At 40.4% G+C, this 11,929-nt stretch carries 11 protein-coding genes; 10 read left to right on the forward strand and 1 reads right to left on the reverse strand.

The annotated features are described in order from the left end of the window. Position 1 precedes the first annotated feature (1 nt). From AB1I62_RS15070 to AB1I62_RS15090, 5 genes are all read left to right on the forward strand, one after another. Positions 2 to 751: a Stp1/IreP family PP2C-type Ser/Thr phosphatase gene (locus AB1I62_RS15070; RefSeq protein WP_002354922.1), complete on the forward strand. Its 750-nt coding sequence runs from the start codon at positions 2 to 4 to the stop codon at positions 749 to 751. Continuing rightward, positions 748 to 2,904: a serine/threonine protein kinase IreK gene (gene ireK / locus AB1I62_RS15075; RefSeq protein WP_048736973.1), complete on the forward strand. Its 2,157-nt coding sequence runs from the start codon at positions 748 to 750 to the stop codon at positions 2,902 to 2,904. Before AB1I62_RS15070 ends, ireK begins: the two co-directional genes overlap by 4 nt. Before the next feature lie 248 nt (positions 2,905 to 3,152). Then, positions 3,153 to 4,046, forward strand: a complete 894-nt coding sequence (gene rsgA, locus AB1I62_RS15080) for a ribosome small subunit-dependent GTPase A (RefSeq protein ID WP_367019391.1) — start codon at positions 3,153 to 3,155, stop codon at positions 4,044 to 4,046. A 23-nt stretch (positions 4,047 to 4,069) separates the two neighbouring features. Next, complete coding sequence (gene rpe, locus AB1I62_RS15085) at positions 4,070 to 4,723, forward strand: ribulose-phosphate 3-epimerase (protein ID WP_010825550.1); 654 nt, start codon at positions 4,070 to 4,072, stop codon at positions 4,721 to 4,723. After that, positions 4,720 to 5,364, forward strand: coding sequence for a thiamine diphosphokinase (locus AB1I62_RS15090; protein ID WP_367019392.1), 645 nt, complete (start codon positions 4,720 to 4,722; stop codon positions 5,362 to 5,364). Before rpe ends, AB1I62_RS15090 begins: the two co-directional genes overlap by 4 nt. Before the next feature lie 102 nt (positions 5,365 to 5,466). On the opposite strand, the gene rpmB is transcribed toward AB1I62_RS15090, so the two are convergent. Then, the gene (gene rpmB / locus AB1I62_RS15095; RefSeq protein ID WP_002354928.1) at positions 5,467 to 5,655 is read right to left on the reverse strand and encodes a 50S ribosomal protein L28; all 189 of its coding nucleotides are present in this window, start codon (positions 5,653 to 5,655) and stop codon (positions 5,467 to 5,469) included. 273 nt (positions 5,656 to 5,928) lie between these two features. Here rpmB and AB1I62_RS15100 point away from each other — a divergent pair, with 273 nt between their 5' ends. The 5 genes from AB1I62_RS15100 (at position 5,929) to acpP (ending at position 11,682) form a co-directional block, all read left to right on the forward strand. Next, the gene (locus AB1I62_RS15100; protein ID WP_002354933.1) at positions 5,929 to 6,291 is read left to right on the forward strand and encodes an Asp23/Gls24 family envelope stress response protein; all 363 of its coding nucleotides are present in this window, start codon (positions 5,929 to 5,931) and stop codon (positions 6,289 to 6,291) included. 82 nt (positions 6,292 to 6,373) lie between these two features. Then, on the forward strand, positions 6,374 to 8,050 hold the full coding sequence (locus AB1I62_RS15105; RefSeq protein ID WP_002354936.1) for a DAK2 domain-containing protein: 1,677 nt from the start codon (positions 6,374 to 6,376) through the stop codon (positions 8,048 to 8,050). Positions 8,051 to 8,165: 115 nt separating this feature from the next. Continuing rightward, a complete protein-coding gene (recG, locus tag AB1I62_RS15110; protein ID WP_002359051.1) occupies positions 8,166 to 10,202 on the forward strand; it encodes an ATP-dependent DNA helicase RecG in 2,037 nt (678 codons plus the stop codon). 102 nt (positions 10,203 to 10,304) lie between these two features. Beyond that, positions 10,305 to 11,306: a phosphate acyltransferase PlsX gene (gene plsX / locus AB1I62_RS15115; RefSeq protein ID WP_002354938.1), complete on the forward strand. Its 1,002-nt coding sequence runs from the start codon at positions 10,305 to 10,307 to the stop codon at positions 11,304 to 11,306. A 136-nt stretch (positions 11,307 to 11,442) separates the two neighbouring features. Continuing rightward, positions 11,443 to 11,682 (forward strand): acyl carrier protein, encoded by a 240-nt coding sequence (gene acpP / locus AB1I62_RS15120; protein WP_002354939.1) that lies wholly within the window; start codon positions 11,443 to 11,445, stop codon positions 11,680 to 11,682. Positions 11,683 to 11,929: the final 247 nt, after the last annotated feature.

An 11,929-nucleotide genomic window follows, 5' to 3' on the forward strand; every position in this document is an offset into this window, starting at 1 on the left:
TTTGGAAATCAACGTTCAATCAGATGTCGGTCGCAAAAGAAATACGAACCAAGATTATGCCAACGTTTTTGAGAACCAACAACACATAACCTTTGCTGTTTTAGCAGATGGCATGGGTGGTCACCAAGCAGGTGATGTCGCTAGCCAAATGGCAGTCAATAATTTAGGTGAGAGTTGGTCCAATGCGTCTGTCGACTCAGCTGAAAAATCTGCACAGTGGTTAATTCAAGCAATTCAAAAGGAAAATGAAAAAATTTATGAACGCGGACAATCGAAACCAGAGTATTTAGGAATGGGGACAACCGTGGTTGGTGCCATCCTTTTACCGGATTCATTTGTCTTAGCAAATGTGGGGGACAGTCGTGCTTATTTAGTTCGTGACCAACACATGTTACAATTAACAGAAGATCATTCTTTAGTGAATGAACTAGTAAAATCAGGGGAGATTACTCGTGAGATGGCTGCAAATCATCCACGAAAAAATGTCCTAACACGTTCTTTGGGAATGCCTGGCACTGTCGAAGTCGATGTAACCAATCATGAATGGCTGCCTAATGACTATTTACTGTTATGTTCGGACGGTTTAACCAATATGGTTCCTGAGACAAAAATTTTAGAAATTTTAGAGACGTCAGATCCCTTAGAATCCAAATTAAGCCAACTCGTTGCCCAAGCAAATGAAGCAGGTGGTTTAGATAACATTACCGTGTTAGTGATACACTTTGACGAACAGAAGGAGGAAAACCAATGATAGAAATCGGCAAGAAGCTGAATGGTCGATATCACATTATTGGCAGCATCGGAAGCGGCGGCATGGCCAACGTCTATTTAGCACACGATTTAATTTTAGACCGAGACGTTGCAGTAAAAGTCTTGCGCTTTGACTTCCAAAACGATCAAGCCGCCATCCGACGTTTTCAGCGTGAAGCACTAGCCGCAACTGAGCTGGTTCACCCGAATATCGTCAGTGTGTACGATGTAGGCGAAGAAGATGGACTACAATATTTAGTCATGGAATATGTGAAAGGAATGGACTTAAAACGGTACATCCAAACGCATTTCCCAATTCCTTATTCCACAGTTGTGGACATTACGCAACAAATTTTATCTGCTGTCGCAATGGCACATGAACATAGAATTATTCACCGGGATTTAAAACCGCAAAACATTCTGATTGACGAACACGGCACAGTCAAAATTACTGACTTTGGGATTGCGATTGCCTTGTCAGAAACGTCAATTACGCAAACGAACACAATGTTAGGTTCGGTGCATTACTTATCGCCAGAACAAGCGCGCGGAAGCATGGCGACCAACCAATCAGATATTTACGCTGTGGGAATTATTCTCTATGAAATGCTAACAGGGAATGTACCTTTTGATGGTGAATCAGCCGTAACGATTGCCTTAAAACATTTCCAAGAAGAAATTCCTTCTGTCAAAATGTTTGATCCAGGGATTCCTCAATCATTGGAAAATGTGGTTCGTCACGCAACCGCAAAAGACCCAAGCGATCGCTACAAAACAGCGAATGAGATGGCAGAAGACTTATACACGTCCTTGTCAGCCAGTCGTTTAAACGAACCTGCGTGGGAACCAACGGCTTTATTAGGAGAAACGAAAGTATTAACTCCGATTCCCGAAGACATCGCTGAACCGGAAGAGACAACGCCTGTCGAAGTCCCAGAAGATATCGCAGATGACATTTTAGCTGAACAACCACCGAAGAAAAACCGCAAAAAATTGTGGATTGGCTTAGCAATTGCGGCATTAATTGCTTTAGCAATAGGTGGCTTAGCCTTTGCAATGTCGGGCGGTAAAGACGTTGAAGTTCCTGATGTTACAAATGAAACGAAAGCGGACGCTTCACAAGCGCTACAAAGTGCCGGGCTGAAAGTCGATAGTGAAACCAAAAAAATTCCCGATGATAAGATTGAAGAAGGCAAGGTGGTCAAAACAGACCCCGAAGCAAAATCATCTGTGAAAAAAGGCCGATCTGTTACTTTATATATCAGCTCTGGAACAGAAAAAATTGAGATGGCCGATTATACAAAGGAATCGTATGAATCTGCTGTCGAAGCCTTGAAAAAACTAGGGTTTTCAGAAGACCAAATTACAACGAAAAAAGAATACAGTGATTCTGTGTCTACAGATAACATTATTAAACAAAAACCAGCTGCAGGTAAAAAAGTTGATCCGAAAAAAGACAACGTCACTTTAACGGTCAGTGAAGGACCAGAAGCGGTTACTTTGCCTAGTTACGCCGGTTATTCTTACACAAATGCAGTAAATGCACTGGCACAGTTAGGCATTTCTGAATCTCAAATTACGCGTGTCGACCAAGCAAGCGATACGGTAGAACCAGGTTTAGTCATTACGCAAGACCCCGCACCAGGGGGCACCGTGACACCTAAAAATGGTCAAGTGACATTATATGTAAGTAAAGGTAGCGACAAAGTGACACTTTCTGATTATAGCGGAATTTCTTACGATAATGCGGTAAGTCGCTTAATTGCTTTAGGTATCCCAGAATCTCAAATTAAACGAGTGGACGAAGAAAGCGACAAGGTTGAAAAAGATACCGTGATTAGTCAAGAACCAGCTTCTGGTACCGCTGTTGATCCGAAAAATGACACGATTACTTTACATGTCAGCAAAGGCAGTGACTCAGTAACTGTTCCTGATATTTCAGGTTATTCGCCAAAAGCTGCAGAAGACAGCATCAATAACGCTGGCCTTAAAATCAATGAACAAGGATTATCTGGCTCTGGCGATGGCCAAGTCGTTGAACGAACTAGCCCATCCGCTGGCAGCAAAGTCAAAAAAGGCGACTCTGTTACAGTTTATTATTCAAAAGCAAATGATTCAAAAAGCACCACTAGTGAAAGTAGTACGAGTAATTAAGACAAGAGGTTGGGACAGGAGTGTTTAGCTTCAAGAACCAAGTAGGTACTGTTTAACATCTATTTGCTTTTCAAATAGTGTTTCTCAGCAATAAGAAGAAGCTGCTCCTGTCTCGCCATTTATCTTAAGATTTAGGTCTAGGAAGGTAAGTCATTTCGACTTATGTCCTAGGCTCTTTTTAATTAATAGAATCGAGAGGCTCCCTTGATTTCTCTGCCACTATCCTGTATATTCGAAAGTAGTTAGGAGTGGTTTATCTGAAAGGTCAAATCAGAAAAGCGTTAAGCGGTTTTTATTATGTATACGCAGATGGAGAAACATATCAAACAAGAGCGCGAGGGAATTTTCGTAATCGAAAAATTACGCCACTCGTGGGAGATGAAGTGCTTTTTGAAAGCGATAATTTAACAGATGGTTATGTGTTGGAAATTTTACCAAGACGAAATGAATTAGTGCGCCCGCCTGTTGCAAATGTGGATCTAGGTGTGGTTGTCATGAGTATGGTTTCGCCAAATTTTTCGTTTAATTTGTTGGATCGTTACTTAGTCAGCTTAGAGTATAAGGATATAGAACCAGTTATTTATTTAACGAAAGTTGATCTATTAGATGAGCCGCAACGTCAAGAAGTCACTGAAATTAAACAGATTTATGAAGCGTTAGGTTATGCGGTAATCGCTTCGGAAGACGTAGAAGCCACCAAAGAATTAGAACGCTTTTTCCCAGAACGGTTGACTGTTTTTATGGGACAATCAGGCGCTGGAAAATCAACATTGTTGAATCAAATTTCACCAGAATTACAACTAGCAACTGCGGAAATTTCCCAATCTTTAGGACGGGGCAAACATACGACCCGTCACGTGGAATTGATTCCGTTATACGACGGTTTGGTCGCTGATACACCAGGATTTAGTGCCATCGATTTCTTGGAGATGGAAGCAGTGGAATTACCAAAGCAATTTCCTGAATTTGTTGCCGCGGCCTCTCACTGTAAGTTTCGTGAATGTATGCACCACAAAGAACCTGGTTGTGAAGTGAAACGTCAAGTGGAAGCGGGAACCATTGCGACGAGTCGTTACGAAAATTATTTACAGTTTTTAATGGAAATCGAGAATCGACGACCTGTTTATAAGAAAAAATCATAGCAAATATAAAGGGAGCGAGCCAAATGAAACTAGCACCATCCATTTTAAGTGCCGATTTTGCCAATTTAGAAAGAGATATCCGTTTAGTAGAAGAATTAGGAGCAGATTATATTCATGTTGATGTCATGGACGGTCAATTTGTGCCCAACATTACCTTAGGACCGAATATCGTTTCAGCGATTCGTCCAGTGACAAAACTACCATTGGATGTTCATTTGATGATTGTACAACCTGAAAACTATATCAATGCCTTTGCGGAAGCCGGTGCGGATATTATTACTGTCCATCAAGAAGCAACACCCCATATTCATCGTGTCTTACAAATGATTAAAAATGCGGGTGTGAAAGCTGGCGTAACCATCAATCCTGGGACACCACTTTCGATGATCGAAAATGTATTAGATTTGGCAGATCAAGTCTTGGTAATGACTGTCAATCCAGGCTTTGGCGGACAATCATTTATTGAAAACTCACTAGAAAAAATTGCTCAATTAAAAGAATGGAAAGAAACAAAAGGATACACCTATGAAATTGAAGTCGATGGCGGGATTGTTCCTGAAACTGCCGCACGCTGCAAAGAAGCTGGTGCGGAAGTGTTCGTTGCAGGCTCCTACATTTATAATGCTGAAAATCCTCAAGAACGAATCGATGCACTGAGAGCAGTGCTAGACAAATGAGTCGTGTCTTACTGGTAGCTGGGGGCAATCCAAGTGATTGGCCAACCATTGAACCAGCTACGTATGATTATTTCGTAGGTATTGATCGCGGCTGTCTCCATTTATTAGAGGCCGATTTACCGTTACAATTAGCGGTGGGCGATTTTGATTCATTATCACGAGAAGAATACCATTTTGTCCAAGAAACTGCCGAAACACTCATCCAAGCACCTGCTGAAAAAGATGATACAGATACACAATTAGCGCTTCAAGAAGCTTTACAACGATTTCCACAAGCAGAGATGACGATTATCGGTGCGACAGGGGACAGAATTGACCACTTATTAGCCAATCTTTGGTTACCCTTTGAACCACGATTTCAAGGCGTACTTCGCCAAATCCGTCTATGCGATCGTCAAAATAGCATCCAGTATTACGCCCCTGGTTCGTATATCGTACCAAAAGAGCCAGATAAAGAATATCTGGCCTACTGCTGTTTGACGCCTGTAGAAAACTTGACGCTACGACGCAGTAAATATTTATTAACCAATCAAGATGTTCCTTACCCAACATCGTATGCAAGTAATGAATTTATCGAAGAAGCCGCTGCTTTTTCCTTCGATGCAGGGATGATTGCGGTTATTCAAAGTAAAGACAAGTAAAAAGAGGTTGGACCTTCATCAATGCGATGAAGGTCCAGCCTCTTTTTTTATGCAATAAAAAAAGCCGAACAACGAACGTCCAGCTTTGCTTATTTAAGTTTATTAAACACGTTCGATTTTACCAGATTTCAAAGCACGAGTTGACACCCAAACTTTTTTAGGTTTACCATCGATTAATACGCGAACTTTTTGTAAGTTAGGTTTCACAGTGCGTTTTGTTGAGTTCATCGCATGTGAACGGTTATTACCACTTGAAGTCTTACGACCAGTGAAGTAACATACTTTTGCCATTTTAAGTTTCCTCCTTTGCCTTGATCTTGGAGCGATAATATTCAGCTCATACTAACTTAATTTATCATATTAGGCACTGATTTGCAAGAAGATTTTTTTCTATGATTTGACTTTAGCAATCAAAAAGAGTAAATTGAAATCTTGCTAGAATGTTCACTTAGAAGTGGAAGAATGAAAATATCTGACGAACTTCCTTTTAATTAAAGGCTGGATATGATAAAATGTTATGGAAGAAAATAGGGCGAATGTGCTCTTATAAGGAGGCTTTCATCAATGGCTGTAAAAATTCAAACACCCGCAGGTACCATTGAGATTACCAATGATGTGATCGCTACAGTAGTTGGCGGAGCTGCGACAGATATTTACGGAATTGTCGGAATGGCAAGCAAAAATCAAATTAAAGATAACTTAAACGATATTTTACGTCGTGAGAATTACTCACGTGGTGTCGTTGTTCGTCAAGAAGACAACGGAATCGCAGTGGATGTCTACACGATTGTTAGTTATGGTACAAAAATTTCTGAAGTTTCTCGTAACGTCCAAGAAAAAGTAAAATATAATCTTGAAACATTATTAGGTGTCACTGCGAATTCAGTTAACGTTTTTGTTCAAGGAGTTCGTGTATTACCGGATTAGAGGTAGTGTACTGTCAACGATGCAATTGCACAAGGAAGTCGTGTGTTGCCGTTAGCGGTAAATCTGAAGGAGGATTTTTTAGGTGAATGTAACAGAAATCAGCGCAGGTCAGTTCCAGGAAATGGTCCAGGCAGGTGCGACTCGTCTGCACACAAATGCAGAATATGTCAACTCATTAAACGTTTTCCCTGTACCCGATGGTGATACAGGAACAAATATGAACTTATCAATGACCAGTGGTGCAAAGGCTGTGGCCGATTCTCGCTCTGAAAAAGTAGGAGAATTAGCAGGTGCGTTATCCAAAGGGTTATTAATGGGTGCTCGTGGAAATTCTGGGGTTATTTTATCTCAATTATTCCGCGGCTTCTCAAAACAAATTCCTGAGGTTACAACATTAAATGCCAAAGACTTGGCCGCTGCCTTTACACATGGTGTAGAAACAGCGTATAAAGCAGTGATGAAACCCGTTGAAGGAACAATCTTAACTGTTTCTCGTGAAGCGGCGCGTTCTGGTGAACGTAAAGCGAAAGAAACAGATGACTGTATCGAAGTTATGACAGCTGTTGTAGCAGGTGCTAAACGTGCTTTAGCGAAAACACCTGATTTATTACCTGTCCTAAAAGAAGTCGGCGTTGTAGATAGTGGGGGTCAAGGACTACTATTTATCTATGAAGGATTTTTAGAAGCGCTTAGTGGTGAATTTTTACCAACTGAAACGTATGAACCAAGTCCTGCCGAAATGGACGAAATGGTTAATGCTGAACATCATCGTGGTGTTAGTGGTCACGTTGCGACAGAAGACATTAAATTTGGCTATTGTACAGAAATTATGGTTCGTATCGGCGAAGGCCCAACCGTGGACAGCGCTTTTGATTATGAAACATTCAGAAACTACTTAAATGAACTAGGCGATTCTCTATTAGTCGTTAACGATGACGAAATTATCAAAGTTCACGTACACACTGAGCATCCAGGTGAAGTGATGAACTACGGCCAAAAATTTGGTTCGTTAGTAAAAATAAAAGTAGACAATATGCGTTTACAACATGAAACGTTAGTTGAACGCGATGCTCAGCAAGAAGCGTTGACTGAAAAAGTTCGCGTACCGTTTGCTGTGATTGCTATTGCAGCCGGTGAAGGCGTTCAAGAATTATTCCGAAGTTTAGGTGCAAGCTACATTATTAGTGGTGGCCAAACAATGAACCCAAGTACGGAAGATATTTTAAAAGCAGTCAAAGAAGTGAATGCAGAGCAAGTCATTATTTTACCAAACAATAAAAACATCTTTATGGCGGCTGATCAAGCAGCAGAAGTTGCCGATGTACCAGTAGCGGTTGTTCCATCTAAAACCATTTCTCAAGGAATGACAGCAATGTTAGCTTTCAATGATCAACAATCATTAGAAGAAAACAAAGCAAGTATGACGGAAATGTTAGACAGCGTTGTGAGTGGTCAAGTAACCACAGCTGTTCGTGACACAACCATTGATGACGTTGAAATTAAAAAAGATGACTTCTTAGGAATGATTGATGGTAAAATCGTCGTTTCTGAAGCAGATCGTTTTAATGCATCATTAGACACGTTGAACCGCATGATTGATGAAGACACTGAAATCGTGACAATTATTGTCGGCGAAGATGGTTCTGTTGAAGAAGCTGAAAAGCTAATCGCTATTTTAGTTTCTGAAAACGATGAACTAGAAACAGAACTTCATGAAGGTGGACAACCTGTATATCCATACTTATTCTCAGCAGAATAGGTTTTCGTGATGAAAAAATAAAAACGAATAGGCTGGTTCATTAGTTAGGGCTAATGAACCAGCCTATTTAATGAATGATCCATTTTTTTGCGTATATTAATGAGGAGGGGATTTTATGGACATCACAGATTTAGTCAGCGTATTGCCCGGTGTTGGCCCAAAACGTGCTGAAAATTTACAAGAACTGGGGATTGCTACAATTGAAGACTTATTGACGTATTATCCCTTCCGCTACGATGATATCCAAGAAAAGGATTTAAGCGAGATTCAGGATCAGGAAAAAGTTACGCTAAAAGGGCTAGTGGTTTCGGAAGCAGTCGTTAGTCGGTACGGTTATAAGAAGAGCCGGTTAACGTTTCGAATGATGCAAGAACATGCGGTCATTAATGTTTCCTTCTTCAATCAACCTTTTTTAAAAGACAAAGTAGTTCTTTCCGAAGAAATTGCTGTTTATGGCAAATGGGACGCCAAGAGAAAATCATTAAATGGCATGAAAATCTTAGCTTCTAAAGGAGACAATGAAGATTTCGCCCCCATTTATCATGTGAATAAAAAAGTCCGCCAAAGCACGTTGGTTCAGTTAATCCGCACTGCTTTTGAAGAGTATGGTTCACTGGTTGAAGAGATTTTACCGAATGATTTATTAGAAAAGTACCGCTTGATGCCTAGAAAAGAAGCAATGTGGGCGATGCATTTTCCCAGTAATCCAGAAGAAAGCCATCAAGCCAAACGGCGAGTAGTCTTTGAAGAGTTTTTCCTTTTCCAACTTAAAATGCAAGGATTGAAGAAACAAGAAAAAGCGGAAAAAAATGGTTTAGCTATTCAATATGACGTGGATCGCTTAAAAACGTTCACCCAAGGACTGCCTTTTGAATTGACAGGCGCCCAAAAAAAAGTGACCAATGAAATTTGTCGAGACTTGCGAAGTCCGAAGCATATGCAACGATTGCTTCAAGGTGACGTGGGGAGTGGGAAAACGGTAGTGGCTGCGATTGCGCTATACGCCACCATGACCGCTGGCTTTCAAGGAGCGTTGATGGTTCCGACTGAAATTTTAGCGCAGCAACACATGGAAAGCTTACAGCAGTTGTTTGATCCATTAGAAGTGCGAACGGCCTTATTAACAGGTTCCACCAAAACGAAAGAACGTCGTCTAATTCTCGAAGAACTGGCCAATGGCGAGATTGACATTGTGGTAGGGACCCATGCTTTGATACAACAAGATGTCAGTTTCCATCAATTAGGTTTGGTAATCACCGATGAGCAACATCGTTTTGGTGTGAATCAGAGAAAAATATTAAGAGAAAAAGGCTTAAAACCAGATGTTCTATTTATGACGGCCACTCCGATTCCTCGAACGCTGGCAATTACAGCCTATGGCGAAATGGATGTATCAATCATTGATGAAATGCCAGCTGGACGGATTCCAATCGAAACACGTTGGATTCGGCCGCCGCAGTTAGATACTGTTTTAGAATGGATGGAAAAAGAACTGGCTCGAGGACATCAAGCCTATATTATTTGTCCCTTGATTGAAGAATCAGAAGCCTTAGATGTGAAAAACGCAACAGAAATTTTTGAACATATGCAAAGCTTTTATTCCCCAAGATATCAAGTGGGATTACTACATGGTAAAATGAAAAATCAAGAAAAAGATGACATTATGCAGGAGTTCAAAGACAATCAGCTACAATTATTGGTTTCTACCACCGTTATTGAAGTTGGCGTGAATGTACCAAATGCCACGGTGATGTTAATTATGGATGCGGACCGGTTTGGGTTAGCACAGTTACATCAGTTACGGGGCCGTGTGGGGCGTGGCTCCAGTGCATCTTATTGTATTTTAGTGGCCAATCCGAAAAATGAAATGGGCGTTGAGCGTATGAAAATCATGACAGAAACCACCAATGGTTTTGTCTTGAGTGAGCGTGATTTGGAACTTCGCGGACCTGGGGAAGTGTTCGGTGCACGGCAATCAGGGGTGCCTCAATTTGCGGTAGGAGATATCGTGACGGACTTTAACATTTTAGAAGTTGCGCGCCAAGAAGCAAGTGCCCTATGGCAAGTGAAAGAATGGTGGCAATATCCTGCTTATCAAGGCTTAGCCAATCGAGTGAAACCCCAAGATGAGGCGGCCCAATTTTTCGATTAGAAGAGGTAATTTTTGAAGCCAGAAAGTAAAAGCCAATGCGTATTTCTTTGAAAAAAATATGTTATACTTGTTAGGAAACAAAAAAGTAGGAGGGAATCACTCATGAAAATTGCTGTAGATGCAATGGGTGGAGATAACGCCCCACAAGCAATTGTTGAAGGGGTTATGCTAGCCAAACAAGACTTCCCAGACATTGAATTTCAATTATATGGAAAAGAAGCCGAAATAAAAAAATACATCACCGATGAAAAAAACATTACGATTATTCATACCGATGAAAAAATTGCTAGTGACGATGAGCCAGTGAAGGCAATCCGTCGTAAGAAAACTGCCTCCATGGTTTTAGCAGCGCAAGCAGTTAAAAATGGGGAAGCCGATGCGATTTTTTCTGCAGGCAACACCGGAGCGCTATTAGCAGCGGGTCTGTTCATTGTCGGCCGCATCAAAAATGTGGAACGTCCCGGTTTGATGTCAACTTTACCTGTCATGGGAGAACCAGACAAAGGGTTTGACATGTTAGATTTAGGAGCCAATGCAGACAATAAACCAGAACATTTGGTTCAGTATGCCGTTTTAGGTTCATTCTATGCTGAAAAAGTTCGGAACGTTCAGAATCCTCGTGTCGGTCTATTAAATAACGGAACTGAGGAAACAAAGGGCAGTGAATTAACGAAAAAAGCCTTCGAATTGTTAGCAGCAGATGAAACGATTAATTTTGTCGGAAACGTTGAAGCACGAGAATTATTAAATGGCGTAGCTGACGTGGTGGTGACAGATGGCTTCACAGGGAATGCCGTTTTAAAATCCATCGAAGGCACAGCTATGAACATGATGAGCTTGCTGAAAACAGCGATTCTTTCTGAAGGTGTCAAAGGAAAAATGGGCGCCTTATTATTAAAGAATGCGTTGCGTGGCATGAAAGACGAAATGGACTACTCAAAACATGGGGGAGCGGTTTTATTTGGCTTAAAAGCGCCAGTCATTAAAACGCATGGGGCCACGGGTCCTGATGCCGTCCGCTACACCATTCGTCAAATTCATACAATGTTAGAAACCCAAGTTGTCCCACAATTAGTGGAATATTATGAAGGCAAAGCAGAGTAATTTGCAATTGTCTTGACATCAGTTTGTTACTCAAATGAAAAAAAGATGGACAAATACCCAAATTGTGAGTACAATGTATCTTAGCGTTTTAGTAAAAGAAAGAACCTTTTTTCAAAAGCAGTGGAGGTGAATACAGTTGACTCGTGAAGAAGTACTTCAAAAAGTAGCGAAGATTATCTCAAACCACTTTGATATTGAAGCGGATCAAGTAACAGATCAATTAAACATTAAAGATGATTTGAACGCTGACTCAATTAGCGTAATGGAGTTTGTTTTAGAACTTGAAGATGAATTTGGAACAGAGATTTCAGATGAAGATGCAGAAAAAATTGAAACAGTTGGTGCCGCTGTAGATTATATTGTGAGTAATTCATAAAAAATAATAAGACAAAGTCGATTAACATTCCTGTTAATCGACTTTTTTTGCGTACATAATGGTTATTTTATTAAGCAATAAGGCTATTTTTACACATATTTTTGTAAAAAAAATCATACATGTAAAAAAATAACTGCGAAAAAAGTTATTTTATCTTGCTTTTTATGGAATAATTCTATAAAATTATGAAAAAACAATGAGCTGTAAATTAACATTGATAAAAATTAGAAAGTGCTATCATTAAATA

Origin of the sequence: Enterococcus sp. AN402, assembly GCF_040719405.1 — a bacterium.
Lineage (GTDB): Bacteria > Bacillota > Bacilli > Lactobacillales > Enterococcaceae > Enterococcus > Enterococcus faecalis.

What these genes read in the sequence shown, in the direction of transcription:
- ireK (WP_048736973.1), top strand. Translation starts at nt 748, where the DNA reads ATGATAGAAATCGGCAAGAAGCTGAATGGTCGATATCACATTATTGGC.
- rpe (WP_010825550.1), top strand. Translation starts at nt 4,070, where the DNA reads ATGAAACTAGCACCATCCATTTTAAGTGCCGATTTTGCCAATTTAGAA.
- AB1I62_RS15090 (WP_367019392.1), top strand. Translation starts at nt 4,720, where the DNA reads ATGAGTCGTGTCTTACTGGTAGCTGGGGGCAATCCAAGTGATTGGCCA.
- rpmB (WP_002354928.1), bottom strand. Translation starts at nt 5,655, where the DNA reads ATGGCAAAAGTATGTTACTTCACTGGTCGTAAGACTTCAAGTGGTAAT.
- AB1I62_RS15100 (WP_002354933.1), top strand. Translation starts at nt 5,929, where the DNA reads ATGGCTGTAAAAATTCAAACACCCGCAGGTACCATTGAGATTACCAAT.
- recG (WP_002359051.1), top strand. Translation starts at nt 8,166, where the DNA reads ATGGACATCACAGATTTAGTCAGCGTATTGCCCGGTGTTGGCCCAAAA.
- plsX (WP_002354938.1), top strand. Translation starts at nt 10,305, where the DNA reads ATGAAAATTGCTGTAGATGCAATGGGTGGAGATAACGCCCCACAAGCA.